Annotated in this window: 17 protein-coding genes; 12 read left to right on the forward strand and 5 right to left on the reverse strand. The window is 68.7% G+C overall.

The genetic code is table 11. The features are described 5' to 3' along the window. Positions 1-269 precede the first annotated feature (269 nt). Together SCMU_RS13700 and ychF are read right to left on the reverse strand one after the other, a co-directional pair. On the reverse strand, positions 270-2,666 hold the full coding sequence (locus SCMU_RS13700) for a phosphoketolase family protein (protein WP_229229681.1): 2,397 nt from the start codon (positions 2,664-2,666) through the stop codon (positions 270-272). Positions 2,667-2,858: 192 nt separating this feature from the next. Next, positions 2,859-3,944: a redox-regulated ATPase YchF gene (gene ychF, locus SCMU_RS13705; protein ID WP_229229682.1), complete on the reverse strand. Its 1,086-nt coding sequence runs from the start codon at positions 3,942-3,944 to the stop codon at positions 2,859-2,861. A gap of 63 nt (positions 3,945-4,007) precedes the next feature. Here ychF and SCMU_RS13710 point away from each other — a divergent pair, with 63 nt between their 5' ends. Continuing rightward, the gene (locus SCMU_RS13710) at positions 4,008-5,339 is read left to right on the forward strand and encodes a DNA recombination protein RmuC (protein WP_229229683.1); all 1,332 of its coding nucleotides are present in this window, start codon (positions 4,008-4,010) and stop codon (positions 5,337-5,339) included. A gap of 89 nt (positions 5,340-5,428) precedes the next feature. On the opposite strand, the gene SCMU_RS13715 is transcribed toward SCMU_RS13710, so the two are convergent. Continuing rightward, positions 5,429-6,514, reverse strand: coding sequence for a 4-hydroxy-3-methylbut-2-enyl diphosphate reductase (locus SCMU_RS13715; RefSeq protein ID WP_443020149.1), 1,086 nt, complete (start codon positions 6,512-6,514; stop codon positions 5,429-5,431). 10 nt (positions 6,515-6,524) lie between these two features. Further along, positions 6,525-7,358, reverse strand: coding sequence for a hypothetical protein (locus SCMU_RS13720; RefSeq protein ID WP_229229684.1), 834 nt, complete (start codon positions 7,356-7,358; stop codon positions 6,525-6,527). A gap of 238 nt (positions 7,359-7,596) precedes the next feature. Here SCMU_RS13720 and SCMU_RS13725 point away from each other — a divergent pair, with 238 nt between their 5' ends. Together SCMU_RS13725 and SCMU_RS13730 are read left to right on the forward strand one after the other, a co-directional pair. Next, the gene (locus tag SCMU_RS13725) at positions 7,597-8,499 is read left to right on the forward strand and encodes a tyrosine-type recombinase/integrase (protein WP_229229685.1); all 903 of its coding nucleotides are present in this window, start codon (positions 7,597-7,599) and stop codon (positions 8,497-8,499) included. Between the two features lie 538 nt (positions 8,500-9,037). Further along, positions 9,038-9,328, forward strand: coding sequence for a hypothetical protein (locus SCMU_RS13730; protein ID WP_229229686.1), 291 nt, complete (start codon positions 9,038-9,040; stop codon positions 9,326-9,328). Positions 9,329-9,372: 44 nt separating this feature from the next. Here SCMU_RS13730 and SCMU_RS13735 read toward each other — a convergent pair whose 3' ends face one another. After that, on the reverse strand, positions 9,373-11,019 hold the full coding sequence (locus SCMU_RS13735; RefSeq protein WP_229229687.1) for an IS1634 family transposase: 1,647 nt from the start codon (positions 11,017-11,019) through the stop codon (positions 9,373-9,375). 158 nt (positions 11,020-11,177) lie between these two features. Here SCMU_RS13735 and SCMU_RS13740 point away from each other — a divergent pair, with 158 nt between their 5' ends. The 9 genes from SCMU_RS13740 to SCMU_RS13780 all read left to right on the forward strand — a co-directional run bounded on the left by SCMU_RS13740 (position 11,178) and on the right by SCMU_RS13780 (position 15,000). Next, a complete protein-coding gene (locus tag SCMU_RS13740; RefSeq protein ID WP_229229688.1) occupies positions 11,178-11,450 on the forward strand; it encodes a hypothetical protein in 273 nt (90 codons plus the stop codon). A gap of 130 nt (positions 11,451-11,580) precedes the next feature. Continuing rightward, a complete protein-coding gene (locus tag SCMU_RS13745) occupies positions 11,581-12,729 on the forward strand; it encodes a DNA primase family protein (protein ID WP_229229689.1) in 1,149 nt (382 codons plus the stop codon). A gap of 258 nt (positions 12,730-12,987) precedes the next feature. After that, a complete protein-coding gene (locus SCMU_RS13750; protein WP_229229690.1) occupies positions 12,988-13,173 on the forward strand; it encodes a hypothetical protein in 186 nt (61 codons plus the stop codon). Next, a complete protein-coding gene (locus tag SCMU_RS13755; RefSeq protein WP_229229691.1) occupies positions 13,170-13,367 on the forward strand; it encodes a hypothetical protein in 198 nt (65 codons plus the stop codon). The genes SCMU_RS13750 and SCMU_RS13755 overlap by 4 nt, the downstream gene beginning before the upstream one ends. Continuing rightward, on the forward strand, positions 13,364-13,567 hold the full coding sequence (locus SCMU_RS13760; RefSeq protein ID WP_229229692.1) for a hypothetical protein: 204 nt from the start codon (positions 13,364-13,366) through the stop codon (positions 13,565-13,567). The genes SCMU_RS13755 and SCMU_RS13760 overlap by 4 nt, the downstream gene beginning before the upstream one ends. Beyond that, entirely contained in the window at positions 13,564-13,794 is a 231-nt protein-coding gene (locus tag SCMU_RS13765; RefSeq protein ID WP_229229693.1) for a hypothetical protein, read from the forward strand. Before SCMU_RS13760 ends, SCMU_RS13765 begins: the two co-directional genes overlap by 4 nt. Continuing rightward, on the forward strand, positions 13,791-14,090 hold the full coding sequence (locus SCMU_RS13770; protein ID WP_229229694.1) for a hypothetical protein: 300 nt from the start codon (positions 13,791-13,793) through the stop codon (positions 14,088-14,090). The genes SCMU_RS13765 and SCMU_RS13770 overlap by 4 nt, the downstream gene beginning before the upstream one ends. Beyond that, on the forward strand, positions 14,087-14,248 hold the full coding sequence (locus SCMU_RS13775; protein WP_229229695.1) for a hypothetical protein: 162 nt from the start codon (positions 14,087-14,089) through the stop codon (positions 14,246-14,248). Before SCMU_RS13770 ends, SCMU_RS13775 begins: the two co-directional genes overlap by 4 nt. Further along, positions 14,245-15,000 (forward strand): hypothetical protein, encoded by a 756-nt coding sequence (locus SCMU_RS13780; RefSeq protein ID WP_229229696.1) that lies wholly within the window; start codon positions 14,245-14,247, stop codon positions 14,998-15,000. The genes SCMU_RS13775 and SCMU_RS13780 overlap by 4 nt, the downstream gene beginning before the upstream one ends. The last annotated feature ends 14 nt before the right edge of the window (positions 15,001-15,014 follow it).

Consider the following 15,014-nt stretch of genomic DNA (forward strand, 5'->3'; position numbering starts at 1 on the left):
TGCCGGCTTGCCCGGACCAGACGGGCCCACCTTCCCCAGCGGAAGACGTGGCGCGCCTCACATGTCCGACACACTAGTCCCCCGTCGCAGCCAATGGCTACGAAAGTTCCGTTTCAGATCCGCGTCGTTATGAAGATGCAACATATCTTTCAGGTTCTGGGGGCGAGGGTCTCGATTCAACCCCGGTGATTGGGTAATCCCAATCACTCAGGGGTCCTGATCACGCGGGCTACTAGAGGGTAGCCGCAGCACGCCAATCACTCGCGCAGTCAGCGGGCCTCGAGCTTCCAGTCGCGGATCTCGGCCGGATCCTCGCCGAAATCGCGGGTGTGGGCACGTACTCGGACGAGCTCATCCACGTACCGCTGGCGAAGGCCTGCATGGCGCAGGCCGAGCCCCGGCACTCTGTCCAGCACGTCGATCGCGAGGTGGAACCGGTCGATCCTGTTCAGCATGGCCATATCGAACGGAGTCGTCGTCGTGCCCTCCTCAACGTATCCGCGAACGTGGAGGTTGCCGTGGTTGGTGCGCCGGTACGTCAGTCGGTGGATCAGCCAAGGGTACCCGTGGTAGGCGAAGATCACGGGCTTGTCCTGCGTGAACAGCGCGTCGAACTCCGCGTTCGCCAGCCCGTGCGGGTGTTCCTTCTCGTCCTGGAGACGCATGAGGTCGACGGCGTTGACCACCCTGACTTTCAGGTCTGGCAGGTCCCGGCGAAGCATCTGGGCCGCCGCGATCGCCTCGGCCGTGGGCACGTCGCCCGCGCAGCCGAGTACGACGTCGGGCTCTTCCCCGGGCACCTCGGTGCCCGCGAACTCCAGGATCCCGATCCCCCGGGCGCAGTGCAGTTCGGCGTCGGCGGGGCTGAACCACTGGAGCGCCGGAGCCTTGCCCGCCACGACGACGTTGACGTAGTCGCGGCTGCGGAGGCAGTGGTCCATCGTGGAGACGAGCGTGTTCGCGTCCACCGGCAGGTAGACGCGCACGACCTCGGCCTTCTTGTTCACCACATGGTCGATGAAGCCGGGGTCCTGGTGCGAGAAACCGTTGTGGTCCTGCTGCCACACGTGGCTCGAGAGCAGGTAGGTCAGGGAGGCGACGGGCATGCGCCACGGGAGCGCGCGGTGCACCTTGAGCCACTTGGCGTGCTGGTTGAACATCGAGTCGACGATGTGGATGAAGGCCTCGTAGGACGTGAACAGCCCGTGTCTGCCGGTCAGGAGGTACCCCTCGAGCCAGCCCTCGCACAGGTGCTCGCTCAGGACCTCCATGACGCGGCCCGCCCGGGCCAGGTGCTCGTCGACCTCCGCGATCCGCTCCTGCCACACCTTGTCCGTGGCCTCGTACACGTCCATGAGACGGTTCGACGCGGTCTCATCCGGCCCGAAGAGCCGGAAGTTGTCCGGATTGGCGCGGATCACCTCCCGCAGCCACCCTCCGAGGTTGTTCATCGCCCCCGCACGCACGACGCCGGGCGCCTCCACCGGGACCATGTGCTCCACCGCGTCGGGCAGCTTGAGGTCGCGGAGGAGCCGGCCGCCATTCGCATACGGAGTCGCGCTCATGCGGAGATCGCCGCGTGGGGCGAGGCGGGAAAGCTCCGGCGAGCGTGCGCCGTCGTGCGTGAAGAGCTCCTCCGGGCGGTAGGAGCGCATCCACTCCTCGAGCTGCGCGAGGTGCCCCGGGTTCTCGTGGATCTGGCTGAGCGGGACCTGGTGGGCGCGCCACGTGCCCTCGACCGGCTTGCCGTCCACGACGGCGGGGCCCGTCCATCCCTTCGGGGAGCGGAAGATGATGAGCGGCCACGGCTCGGGGGTGGAGTCGGCCGGCCGTTCCCCCGCGTCGCGGGCGCGCTGCTGGATGGCGTGGATCGCGTCGAGGCTGTCGTCGAGGGCGGCCGCGAAATCCCTGTGGGCCTGGGGCTGGGCGGCGGGATCGCTCACCGTGACGAAGCGCGGCGCCCAGCCCATCCCCTCGAAGTATGCGCGGAGCTGGTCCTCGGGGCGCCGCGCGAGGACCGTCGGATTGGCGATCTTGTAGCCGTTGAGATGGAGGATCGGCAGGACCGCACCGTCCCGCGCGGCGTTGAGGAACGCGGTCGACTGCCAGCTCGTGGCAAGTGGACCGGTCTCTGCCTCTCCGTCGCCGACCACGCACGCGACCACGAGCTCCGGGTTGTCGAAGGCCGCGCCGAACGCGTGGGCGAGGGAATAGCCGAGCTCGCCGCCCTCGCTGATCGATCCCGGCGTCTCGGGGGCGGCGTGGCTCGGGATCCCGCCTGGATAGGAGAACTGCCTGAAGAGCTCGCGGAGGGAATCCTCGTCGTCGTCGAAGCGCGTGTAGATCTCCGAGTACGTGCCTTCGAGGTAGGCGTTGGCCACGTTCGCCGGGCCGCCGTGGCCCGGTCCGGTGACGAACAGGATGGGCTGGTCACGCTCGACGATGGTGCGGTTCAGGTGCGCGTAGATGAAGTTCAGGCCGGTGGTGGTGCCCCAGTGGCCGAGCAGGCGCTTCTTGACGTGGGCGGCTTCGAGCGGTTCCTTCAGGAGCGGGTTGTCCCGCAGGTAGATCTGTCCGACCGAGAGGTAGTTCGCCGCGCGCCACCAGCGGTGGAGGTCCTCGACCTGCTCGTCGGAGAGATTCGTCGTCGTCCCGCTGGCTGTCATCGCGCGGCCCTGCCTTCCCTCGGCTCGCCGCGGCATGGATGGCGTCCGCGGCCGGTCCTTGCCCAGCCTAGCCCGAGAGGTTGCCGGAGGCCCGGGTGTTCGTGTCGCTCAGGTGGCGGGGAGGTGAAGGGATGGTGTGCGCGTACCTGAGAAGCCCGTGGTCAACGACCCGGTCGCGAGGTGCTCCCCGGTCTAGACGTTGAAGCGGAACTCCACCACGTCGCCGTCGGCCATCACGTAGTCCTTGCCCTCGATCCGGACCTTGCCGCGGGCCTTGGCCTCGGCCATGGACCCGGCGTCGACCAGGTCTTCGAAGTGGACCACCTCGGCCTTGATGAAGCCGCGCTGGAAGTCCGTGTGGATCACACCGGCGGCCTGCGGGGCGGTGTCGCCCTGATGGATGGTCCAGGCGCGCGCCTCCTTCGGACCTGCGGTGAGGTAGGTCTGGAGGCCGAGCGTGTGGAAGCCGACGCGTGCGAGCTGGTCGAGGCCGGACTCGTCCTGGCCATTCATCTCGAGCATCTCGCGGGCTTCCTCCTCGGAGAGCTCCACGAGGTCGGACTCGAGCTTGGCGTCGAGGAAGATCGCGTCGGCCGGCGCGACGAGGGCACGCAGCTCCTCCTGCTTCTCAGGGCTCGTGAGGATGCCCTCGTCCGCGTTGAAGACATAGATGAACGGCTTCGCGGTGAGGAGGTTGAGCTCCCTGAGGTGCTCCATGTCGAGCTTGTCTGAGGCGACGGACGAGAAGATCGTATCTCCGCGCTCGAGGACCTTCTGGGCGGCCTCGATCGCGGCGAGCTCGGCAGCGTCGCGCTTCTTGATCTTGACCTCCTTCTCGACGCGCGGAAGGGCCTTCTCGATGGTTTGGAGGTCGGCGAGGATGAGCTCGGTGTTGATGGTCTCCATGTCGGAGCGCGGGTCCACCTTGCCCTCCACGTGCACCACGTCGGAGTCCTCGAACACGCGGATCACCTGGGCGATCGCCTGGGCCTCGCGGATGTTGGCGAGGAACTGGTTGCCGAGGCCCTCGCCCTCGGACGCGCCCTTGACGATGCCGGCGATGTCCACGAAAGAGACGGTTGCCGGGAGGATGCGCTGCGAGCCGAAGATCTCGGCGAGCTTGTCGAGGCGCGGATCGGGGAGGCTCACCACACCCACGTTCGGCTCGATGGTCGCGAACGGGTAGTTCGCCGCGAGGACCTGGTTCCGGGTCAGGGCGTTGAAGAGCGTCGACTTGCCGACGTTGGGGAGACCGACGATTCCGATAGTGAGAGCCACGGTCATCCATCATACCGGCGGGACATCGCGAGAAATGTCGGAACCCTGTGCGAGCGTGGGCACATGGACGGAACTCAGATTCTCGTGGCAGTGCTGGTGGCGGCGCTCGTGGCATTGTTCGCCTTCGTTGTGGGCTGGGTGGGCGGCGCCACTGCGGCCCGGCGTCGGGCTGCGCACGACGGCGGCAGCCTCCCCGCGCTGCAGTCTCGCCTCGCGTCGGCGGAGGCCTCGCTCGCCGCGGCGTCGGCGGAGCGGGACCTCCTCGCGCGCCAGAACGCGGCGCTGACCTCAATGGACGAGCAGGAGAACACCGTGCTGCACGCACTCGCGCCCGTGGCGGAGAAGCTCGGCGCGGTACAGCGGGCGGTGGCCCTGCTCGAGCGGGACCGCGTCGAGCAGTTCGGTCAGCTCGCCCAGCAGCTTCAGGAGGCTCGCGCGTCCGACGTCGCGCTGCTGGCTTCCGCGCACTCCCTCACCGCGGCGCTGGCTAACAACTCCGCGCGCGGCACGTGGGGGGAGGTCCAGCTGCGCAGGGTCGTCGAGGCCGCGGGCATGCTTGAGCGGGTCGACTTCGCGGAGCAGGTGTCTACCTCCGGGGACACCGGCGCCGTGCGCCCAGACCTCGTGGTGATGCTGCCCGGGAGCAAGCAGATCGTGGTCGACTCCAAGGTCCCCCTCGGGGCGTACCTCAAGGCGCAGGACCACGCCCAGGACCTGAGCCCGGCCGGCCTCGCCCAGCGGGACCGGCACCTCGCCGAGCACGCGAAGGCCGTCAAGGCCCACATCGACGCGCTCGGGTCGAAGAAGTACTGGGAGGCGGTCGGGTCCAGCCCGGAGCTCGTGGTCTGCTTCCTCCCGGCCGAGTCATTCCTCGCCGAGGCGCTCCGGGCCGATGCCGGGCTGCTCGACTATGCGTTCGCCAAGAACGTCGCGCTCGCCTCCCCCGCGACGCTCATGGCGCTGCTCAAGGGCGTGGCGTTCGGGTGGCGGCAGGAGCTCCTGACGGAGAACGCCCGCGAGCTGTTCGACCTGTCGACCCAGCTCTATGGGCGCCTGAGCACCATGGGCGGCCATGTGGCCCGGCTCGGTTCCTCGCTCAAGGGGTCGGTGGAGAGGTACAACGCGTTCATCGGGGCCCTCGAGTCCCGCGTGCTGCCCACCGCACGTCGGATCAGCGCGCTGGACCTCGGCGCGCCCGAGACGCTTCCCGATCTGCCTCCCGTCGAGACGACGCCTCGCGTCCTCTCGGCCAGCGAGCTTCTGGACGAGCAGATGTGGCGGGACAACGGCATCGCTCCCCTCCCCGGAACGCTCGGGGGCGGCTCTGGGGACGTGGACACAAACTCCCGCAGCCGAGCTGATCATGCCGAGGGTTCGCGACGGCAGTCGGCCTGAGCACGCCGAGATCGGGTCCCCTGACGCCGAGATGGGGTCGTCTGACGCCGAGGTCGGGTCCCCTGACCCGATCTCGGCGAAGGCGGGGATCAGTTCTGGGGGCGCTGTCCTCGGCCGCCGAGGCCACGGCTGCTGTCGCCATTCTCCTTGAGCGTGGCGCGCAGCTCCTTCGGCAGGGAGAACAGGATGTCCTCCTCAGCGGTCACGACCTCCTCGACCGTGCCGTAGCCGTACTCGGCGGCGAGCCGCAGGACGTCCTGGACGAGGACCTCCGGTACGGAGGCACCTGAGGTAAGGCCGATGGTCGTGACCCCCTCGAACCATGACTCGTCCACTTCCTTGGCGAAGTCGACCCGATGGGCGGCCTTGGCACCGTACTCGAGGGCCACCTCCATGAGGCGGACGGAGTTCGACGAGTTGGAGGACCCGACCACGATCACGAGATCGGCCTCGGGGGCGATCTTCTTGATCGCGGCCTGGCGGTTGGAGGTCGCGTAGCAGATGTCGTCGCTGGGCGGGTCCTGCAGGTTCGGGAACCGCTCGCGCAGCCGGCGGACCGTGTCCATCGTCTCGTCGACGGAAAGCGTTGTCTGGGAGAGCCAGATGAGCTTGTCCGGATCCTTCACCTGGATTGTGTCCGCCTCCTCCGGCGAATTCACGATCTGGGTGTTCTCCGGGGCCTCGCCGTAGGTTCCCTCGACCTCCTCGTGGCCCTCGTGCCCGATGAGGAGGATCTCGTAGTCGTCCTTGGCGAAGCGCACGGCCTCGCGGTGAACCTTGGTCACGAGCGGACACGTCGCGTCGATGGTCCGCAGGCCCCGGTCCTCCGCCGAGCGCACGACGGCGGGGCTCACCCCGTGCGCGGAGAAGACGACGAGCGCTCCCTCGGGAACCTCATCGGTCTCGTCCACGAAGACTGCGCCGCGCTCCTCGAGGGTCTCGACAACATGGCGGTTGTGGACGATCTGCTTGCGCACGTACACGGGGGCACCGTAGTGCTCGAGGGCCTTCTCCACCGCGATCACCGCCCGGTCCACACCCGCGCAGTAGCCACGCGGCGCGGCGAGCAGGACCTTCTTCTCACCGGTGACCGGACCCGCCGAGGCCACATCCTCGGGCGTGCGGCGCTGCCGCGGCACCGTGGGCATGGAAAGGGAAACGGAGGTGGAGCTCATGCCTCCCATGCTACCGGCGCGCCGCCGACCGTCGTCCCACTGCCCCGACCACGAGGGCCACCAGCAGGAACACCGCGCCGACGATGGCCACGGCAGCGGCCCACGGCATGAACGAATCAGCGAACAGCGGGCCCACACGGCTCGCGAACACCGTCGCGACGCTGCCGCCGCCGCCCTGTCCACCCGCGAGCATCGACCCCAGGAACGCGCCTGCGCCGAGTACCGCGGCAACCAGAAGCAGCCCGAGACCGGCCCAGCCGAGGGCGACCTCCCGCCGTCGTGCGAACAGCAGCCCCAGGACGAAGGCCAGGACGGCGCCGACGGACAGGGGCAGCGCGAGGTTCCCCGCGTCCTGGATCGCGCTGAGCCAGGAACGCTGCTGGGACGTCCCCACCGGGACCTCGATGCTCGGCGCATCCCCAAGGGGCACACCCAAAGACGACCCCAGCCGGTTCAGCAGAACCGCGGCGAGGGGCCGCAGCTGGAGGGTGAACGCCGAGGTGGAGGCGGTGCCCGGCGAGAAGTTGAGGCGGTGGCTCTCGCGAAGCGTCTCATCCCACGCGGCAGGGAAGCCCGGGTCCGTGCTCAGCCCGTTGACAATGCCCTTGACCAGCTGTGTGGCCGGCTGCTGCAGCGCGTCGGGGATGTGCGAGGCGGAGACGACGGTCGTCGCGAGCGAGGACCCAAGCGCCGTCTGGAAGCCGTTGTCGCTGCGCAGCGGGGAGAGCAGACTCACGAAGCCGCCCTCGTCGACCACGTTGCGCTCGATCCAGAGCGACGGCACAGCGGCCGCGGTGAGCACGACGGCGAGCAGCACGGACAGGGCAGAGAGGACGGTTCGCATGGACTTCCCGGGATCGGCAACCCGATCATCCTAGCGGCGGCAGCCCGCGCTTCGCTGGAGGCCCGCTGGACTCCTCCCCCGAATGTCGGAGGGCCGTGATAGTCCTGAACTATGCGAACTGGGCTCACTGTGCGCTTCACTGTGTTTTCGCCGGTCTGACGCGCCTTTCGGGGCCTTACGTGAGACACGCTAGCACGGCACAACGCTCGTGGTCCAGATATCGGATAGACTGGCTGTCATGAAGGCGAGCGAGACCCCGGACCTAGGCGTCCTCCTGCCGTCCTGGGTGCTCACACTCCGCGCCGAGCGCAAGAGCCCCGCAACGATCCGCACCTATACCGACGGCATCGGCGCGTTCCTCGCGTGGGCCGACACCACTGGCACGCCGGCCGTTCTCGACCGCCGCACCGTCACCGCGTTCTGTGCTCACCTTGTGGACGAGGGCCGAGAGGGTGCCACTGTCCGCGCGCGTCAGCTCGCGCTGCGCCGATTCTCCGCATGGCTCACGGAAGAGGGCGAGATCCCTCAGGACCGGCTCTTGGGCATCAAGCCGGCCAAGCTCGACCAGAAGGTGGTGGATCCCCTAACCGAGGACCAGCTCAAGGCCATGCTCAAGGCGTGCAGCGGATCTAGCTTCATGGACCGCCGGGACGAAGCCATGCTCAGGCTCATGGCCGAGACCGGGATGCGCGCCGGGGAGTGCGTGGCCCTCGAGGCAAGAGACCTCGACCTCATGGCCGGAACCGTCGTGATCCGCCGAGGCAAGGGCGGCAAGGGCCGCGTGGTCCCGTTCGGCCCGCAGACCGCTAGGGCCCTCGACCGCTACCGCCGCGCGAGGGCACAGCATCCCATGGCGGACACGGCCCCGTTCTGGCTCGCCGTCCGCAGCCGCAGCTTCGGTTACGACGGCCTCCGCAAGGCCCTTGTGACGCGCGCGAAAGCCGCGGGCATAGAAGGCTTCCACCCTCACCAGCTCCGCCACACGGCAGCCCACAGGTGGCTTGCCGCGGGCGGTTCCGAGGGCGGCCTCATGGCCGTCGCGGGCTGGTCCCGACCCGACATGCTCGTGCGCTACACCAAGGCCCGCGCCTCGGAGCGCGCCGCCACCGAAGCACGATCACTGAACCTAGGAGACCTGTGAGCAAGAAGACGGGGCGTATCCGGTGCGGCTCATGCCAGCGCGTCTTGGAAGATCCGGACGCATATCGGAAACCCACCCGGGGAGAATTGTCCGATTATGACCGACTTCCGGATTCAATGGCAAAGGGCCGACAGCTGTATGAGCTGAGAAAGCCAAGCCCCATGTCCAGCACAGGGGACATGTGGCAGGACCCCACCGGGGAATGGTGGAGGGGCTGGCATTGCCGGTGTGGCCGGGCCTACGCCATAGCCGACGATGAGCTGGCGTTGCTGCGTGTGGAAGCAAAAAGCGACCGCGGCGAAGACCTGTTTCTGACAAACGCCCACCTGCTGCGGCCGACACGCCGATAAAGGACGATAAAAGCGGTGTGCACGGAATGTCGTGTACGCTGTGAAATGTACTGAATACCGGATTCGGGGCCATCACGGTTCCCCGCCCGGCAGCATCGGACGGCATCTGCTGAGTGAGACGTCCCGCTTGATCCCACGGGGGTCGCGGGAGAACTCGTATGCCAGTACCATCGACCGAACGTCGGCTCATGGCCCAGATCGCGGCCAATGAATCGTGGGCTCAGACCGAGGACAGGTCAGCTCGCACCGCCCCAGCCCGCGCCGCGATGCTCGCCAAGTTCGAGCACGAGGCGGACCCCGAGGGACGGCTGCTCCCAGCCGAGCGGGCCCGCCGCGCCGAGCACCTCCGCAAGGCACACTTCCAGCGCCTCGCCCTCAAGTCCGCACAGTCGCGCCGCCGCGCGAAGGCGGCCACCGCGGCAGCCGAAGCGGCAGAGGCAGAGCTAGCCCAGCTCGAGGCCGGCGGTGACGCGAAGTAATGCGCACCGCTGACGCCGGGGCGATGGCCCCCACCTGAGTTTGGTCATTTGCTTAGTGCCTGAGATTTCCCGGTGGTGAGGGCGTCGATGATGGCCTGCCGGTCGGGGTCGATGTGGGGCGCGATGGTCTGGGTGGTGCCGTTGGAGGCGACGGTGGCTGAGCGCAGGGGCCTGAGCTGGCGGACGATGTTGCGGATCGCGAGGCCGGTGCGGGTCTGGGCCTCGCGGGAGACTGCGAGGGCGGTGAAGACGATGGTCAGGTGGGCCTCGATCGCGTCGCGGGTGCGGACGAACATGGGTCGCGCGGCGAGGTCGGTCTTGGACATCCGGAAGGACTGCTCGACATGCCAGAGCTCGTGGTACGAGGCGATGACCTCGCCGGCGGGCATGAGGTGCGCGGGGATGTTGGTCACGTAGCCCTTGAGCCCGACCAGGCGGCGGGCGCGGGCCAGGGCGGCTTCGTCCAGGGTGTGCCCGTCGCCGCTGGTCTTGACGAACCGCGGGGCGCGGGCGGCCTTCTCGCCGGCGATGACCGCCCGGGCGCGGTCCTCCTGCAGTGTCAGGGTCTTGCCGTCCCGCACGGCCCGCTTGGCCGAGTAGGCCCACACGGCCCGCCAGGAGCCGGGGTGCGTCTCGGGGTCCCAGACGGGTTCGGCGCGCAGGAGCTCGTTGTTCTCGCTGCGCCGGCCGGTCCTGGGCGTGATGGTGTCGATGACCTGCGCGTCGGTGAACGCGTCGCCGTGCCAGCGGAAGTGGGAGGCCAGGTCCAGCGGGGCCTTGACGGCGCGGGAGCCGACGATGAAGCGCAGGCCCGCCTCCTCGAGCGCGGTGAGGTTGGCCGCGGAGAGCATGCCGGCGTCGGCGACCACGACCATGTCCCCGATGCCATGCCTGTCCTGGAACTGCTTCACGATCGGGATGATCGTGGTCTGCTCGGCCCTGTTGCCCTCGTAGCAGCCGATCTCCAGCGGGAACCCTTCCCGGTCCACGAGCAGGCCGACGACGATCTGCGGGTCGACCCGGCGTTCCTTGGAGTAGCCGACCTTCCGCAGCCCGTCTTCCTTCTCGGCCTCGAAGTACAGGGTCGTCACGTCGTACAGGCACAGCGAGACATCGCCGCTGGCCGCGGCGTGCTCGAAGCACGCCCTGGCGATCTGGTCCCGGTAGCTGCCCCTGTGCGCGCGGGACAGGGTGCGCCGCATCGTCTTCTCGCTCGCCGGGCGCACGCCCAGGTCGCCCAGCACGCGGGCGGTGTCCAGGATGGAGGTCGGCTCCACGATCCGGGCGACCACCAGGTCCCGGAACACCTCGTCGGCGAGGGCGTCGAAGCCGAGGTCGTCGAACACCGCCGCGAGCGTGTCGAAGAGGACCCGTGAGGCGGTGGCGACCACCCGTGGCGGGGCAACCGCCGATCGCCCTGGCACCGGTGTCCCCGGGTTCTCGAAGAGCGCCGGCTCCCCGGGCGGGCCGATCAGTGCAGTCCTGGGCGCAGCAGGGGCCAGGCCCAAGTCGAGCTCGCCCTGGCCGGGGTCGTCCAGCAGCTCCCGCGCCCGCTCGACCAGGAGCCCGAGCTCAGCCTCGGTATGGGCCGAGCCGACGTGGGCCACGATCCGCCGCCGCCCGTCGACGGACTCGGCGATCTGCACGGCCGTCGCCCCGGAGGCCGTCCGAACCCGCCGAATCCATGCCACAGCCACCACAGTAGAGCACCAATTAGTGCCTCAGAACCGCTCCCGCGACAGCGTTACCGCAGGTCAGCAGGCAGTCCTCTCGAAACCGACCGCAAAGTGACCAAACTCAGGGCAGAGGCAGAGCTAGCCCAGCTCGAGGCCGGCGGTGACGCGAAGTAATGCGCACCGCTGACGCCGGGGCGATGGCCCCCAGCAAGTTCGAACCCCTCAGCAAGGACGAGTGGCCCGGACTCATGACCGAGGCCGAGCGAGCCGCCATCGAGTCGATGCTCGAGGATGCCCGGCAGGCCGGCTACTGGGCCGGCTACCACGCCCGCACCGTTGAATGCGTGGCCGAGCACGGCACTGTGCTCCGCGCGATCGACCAGGCCGCGCAGAAGTTCTACCTGCTCACGGCCGAGGACGCACACGCCAAGGCGGTGGGCGCATGACGATCCACGACACCTACCCACTCCCCGATGGCGCGGACACGTCATATGGTGCGCGGCCGACGCCTACGCCGACGAGAGCACGGCCGACGAGCTCGCCAGCGCCGAGAGGCAGCACCGCGGCCAGGCCCGCATGGCGTACCGGCTCGCGATGGCCAACGCCGGGCATCTCATGTACGTGCGCGGCATCGGCTGGCATGTTTGGGACGGCCAGCGGTGGGCCGAGGACGAGAAGGACGCGGCGAAGAATGCCGTCCTCGAGGTTCTCCGCGCCGCGCTGGCCGAGTCCCTGACCGACAAGGAGCTCCGGCCGGACGTGCGCCGTTGCGAGTCGGCATCCGGCATCAACGGCGTCCTCGACATCGCGTCCGCCCTTCCAGGACTCCGCGCCTCCATCGCCGAGCTCGACGCGGACCCATTCCTGATCAACTGTGCCAACGGGACGCTCGACCTCCGCACGCGCACCGTGCGCGAAGCCTCCCCAGCGGACAGGATCACGAAGCTGGCCCGCGGCGCATACGACCCGGCCGCCGACCGCACGGTCTGGGAGGCGTTCCTCGAGCGCATCCTCCCCGATGCGGCCGAACGGTCCTATCTCCAGCGCGTGATCGGGCAGGCAGCCTACGGCAGGGTGCGCGAGCACCTGTTCCCCGTGCTCACCGGCACCGGGCAGAACGGCAAGGGCACCACCTATGAGGCGATCCTCCATGCGCTCGGAGACTACGGGACCGTCGTGGACCCCGCCATGCTCATGGCCGGCGACAGGTCAGGCGGGCCCGAGATGATGACCCTGCTCGGGGCGCGTCTCGTGATCGGCTCCGAGACCGAGGAGGGCCGCAAGCTCGACGCCGCGACCATGAAGCGGCTCACGGGCGGCGACACGCTCACGGCCCGGCGCCTCTACCAGGAGCCCGTGACGTGGGCGCCGACGCACCAGCTCGTCTACGTCACGAACCACCTTCCCCAGGTCAAGGGCAATGACCCGGCAGTGTGGCGGCGTCTGCGCATCGTCCCGTTCGATGTGGTGATCCCGGACTCGGAGAAGGACGGCAAGCTCCCCGAGAGGCTCCAGCTCGCCGCGGACGCGATTCTCACGTGGGCGATTGAAGGATGGTTCGACTACGAGGACCGCGGCGGCATGGATGAACCGGAGAACGTCCTCAACGCGACCGACAAATACCAGACCGAATCCGACGCCGTGAAGCGGTTCACAAACGACCAAGACGAATGCGTGCTAAACCCCCACGTTCACGCCGGCACCCGCGATCTGCACATGGCGTAGCAGGCCTGGGCAGCCCTTGACGGGGCCGAGCCAATGAGCGAGAAGGCGTTCGCCAAGGAGCTGGATCGGCTCGGATACCCGACACGCAGGAGCAACGGCCGGACGTTCCGGCAGGGCATCGCACTGGCGGTCAAGGACGAGGGAGTGCAGCGTAGTGCAGCGTTTTAGCAAACCTCCACACGAGGAAGTTACTAGGGAAAGTTTCCGAAAACCCTGCACTACCCTGCACTGCCCCGGAATCATGCGGGAGGCGGCCCGGTGAAGCTCGCCAAGATCAAGGCCCTCGCATACGTGTGGAACCTCGGGAAGAGCGACGAGACACCCGGCATCGCGCTGCGCACCCGCGACAGGTTCATAGCCCACATGAGCTACGACGAAGCCCGAGCCATCGCCGAAACCATCCTCGACCTTTGCGACCAGCACAACCAGGAGGCGACCCGATGAGCACCGAGCAGGAGACCGAGCGCGCGCAGATCCCGCCCCTCGGGTGGACCATCCCGCGATGGCTGGAGCCCTTCAACCGCACCGAGCTCGCCTACCTGGCCGAGCGCCAGGACATGCGCTGCCGCGAGCTTCGGAACATCATCACCCGCCTTCGCGAAGAGCTCCGCCGCGCCGAACAGGAGCCCACGAAATGAGCTACACGCACCGCCGGCCGGTGACCGCGGACCACTACGTCTGGGGCCGCAACGAGCCCACCCCCCAGCCCGGCATCGCCATCAAACGCGGCGGATACATCGTGGCACACCTCGGCTACGACGACGCGAGGAGCCTCGCCGATTCCATCCATGACCTCGTCGACGAACACGAGACCGAAGAACAGGAGGCGGCGCATTGAGCGGCTACGTGCTCCGCTGGGTCATCCGCCGGGACCGCTGGGACCGCCACCTCGAGGACTCCCGCACCGCGACCGCACGCCCCGCGATCGGACCCGATGGTGAACCGGGAGTGGCGATCCTCACCTCCGGCCTTGCCCGGGTGACTCTCACCCTCGATGCCGCATACACCCTGGCCGGACAGCTCGCGAGAGTCATCGACGACATGGCCGAGCGGGAGGCCCAGTGAGCATCCGCAGAACCGCCCGCACGGCCAAGGCCACGCCCGTGGTCCCGGAGAGCGTCGCTGATGGCTGTGCGGCCGTCGTGTGCCCCATCTGCGGCGACCTCCACCACTATGGCGCCGCCCAGCTCCAGCCCGTCCCCATCCGCCCCGGCCAGACCCGCACGGTCACATGCGTCAGGGCGCGCACCCTCGCCGCCCAGCGCCGATCCCTCGACGCGATGCGGGAGCTCGTGTGGTCCGGCTACGGCAGCGGACGGTTCGCCATCAAGTTCACGCATCAACCAAAGGAGAAAGCATGACCAGCATCCAGAAGGGCCGCGACTTGTTCGCCGCCCGCCATCCCAACGGCCAGCCCGAGACCGAGGACACCGACCCGGGCAAGGCCGGGACCGTCCAATCCGGCCGCGACCTCTTCGCCAAGTTCCACCCCACCACTCAGAAGGAGAATGACCGATGAACCGCTACCCGCTCACGTCCGAGCACCACCACCTCCCCGCCCAGATTGCCCGCATCCTCCGCGTCCTCGGCGTCGAAGGGCTCCCGGCCGGCATCCTCGAGGGCCCGGCCACCGCGCACCGCGGGAACGCCGCCGACATGGTCAACGCCGTGCACCAGCACGTGGACCACCTCGAGGCCGCAGCGCAGGCCGTCCTGCGTGGTGAGGACCCGACCGAGCACCTCGTCCTCCACGCGGCGTGGTCCAACTTCCCGGCGCTCATCCAGCGCATCGACGAGGGAAGCCGCGACGGGTACATGGCCCTGCTCAACACCCACGCCGACCTCATCCTCCGGGCCGTCCGCGAGCAGATCTTCGAGCCCGCCCTCGACGAGCTCCAGGGACTCGTGGACGAGCATCCCGAGATCGTGTGGGACGAGATGTCCGCGGCGATGAGCGGCGACTACAAGGCCGCCGTCCTCATCCGTGACGCGCAGCCCCTCGCCGCCCGCCTCGCCCAGGCTGTCGAGCTGAGGGAGAAGCTGCATCCCCGGGCGTTCGATGACGAGGCCGCGTGGGCCCTCGAGCCCGGCGCGCTCAACCGCTCCGACCCCGAGCCGGGCAAGCTCACGTTCTGGGTCGGGATCCTCGGTGCGGGCCTCACGCCGGACTACCCCACCATCCGCGAGTGGGAGGAGCGCCGGGACTCGGAGCAGTTCGCCGGCCCCGAGGCCGAGCCCCTCGTCTCCCGCGCGTGGGTCACGCGCGACTGAGGACACACGCTGCC

Origin of the sequence: Sinomonas cyclohexanicum, from assembly GCF_020886775.1 — a bacterium.
GTDB lineage: Bacteria > Actinomycetota > Actinomycetes > Actinomycetales > Micrococcaceae > Sinomonas > Sinomonas cyclohexanicum.

What these genes read in the sequence shown, in the direction of transcription:
- SCMU_RS13700 (WP_229229681.1), bottom strand. Translation starts at nt 2,666, where the DNA reads ATGACAGCCAGCGGGACGACGACGAATCTCTCCGACGAGCAGGTCGAG.
- SCMU_RS13710 (WP_229229683.1), top strand. Translation starts at nt 4,008, where the DNA reads ATGGACGGAACTCAGATTCTCGTGGCAGTGCTGGTGGCGGCGCTCGTG.
- SCMU_RS13715 (WP_443020149.1), bottom strand. Translation starts at nt 6,514, where the DNA reads ATGAGCTCCACCTCCGTTTCCCTTTCCATGCCCACGGTGCCGCGGCAG.
- SCMU_RS13720 (WP_229229684.1), bottom strand. Translation starts at nt 7,358, where the DNA reads ATGCGAACCGTCCTCTCTGCCCTGTCCGTGCTGCTCGCCGTCGTGCTC.
- SCMU_RS13725 (WP_229229685.1), top strand. Translation starts at nt 7,597, where the DNA reads ATGAAGGCGAGCGAGACCCCGGACCTAGGCGTCCTCCTGCCGTCCTGG.
- SCMU_RS13730 (WP_229229686.1), top strand. Translation starts at nt 9,038, where the DNA reads ATGGCCCAGATCGCGGCCAATGAATCGTGGGCTCAGACCGAGGACAGG.
- SCMU_RS13740 (WP_229229688.1), top strand. Translation starts at nt 11,178, where the DNA reads ATGCGCACCGCTGACGCCGGGGCGATGGCCCCCAGCAAGTTCGAACCC.
- SCMU_RS13745 (WP_229229689.1), top strand. Translation starts at nt 11,581, where the DNA reads ATGGCGTACCGGCTCGCGATGGCCAACGCCGGGCATCTCATGTACGTG.
- SCMU_RS13755 (WP_229229691.1), top strand. Translation starts at nt 13,170, where the DNA reads ATGAGCACCGAGCAGGAGACCGAGCGCGCGCAGATCCCGCCCCTCGGG.
- SCMU_RS13760 (WP_229229692.1), top strand. Translation starts at nt 13,364, where the DNA reads ATGAGCTACACGCACCGCCGGCCGGTGACCGCGGACCACTACGTCTGG.
- SCMU_RS13775 (WP_229229695.1), top strand. Translation starts at nt 14,087, where the DNA reads ATGACCAGCATCCAGAAGGGCCGCGACTTGTTCGCCGCCCGCCATCCC.
- SCMU_RS13780 (WP_229229696.1), top strand. Translation starts at nt 14,245, where the DNA reads ATGAACCGCTACCCGCTCACGTCCGAGCACCACCACCTCCCCGCCCAG.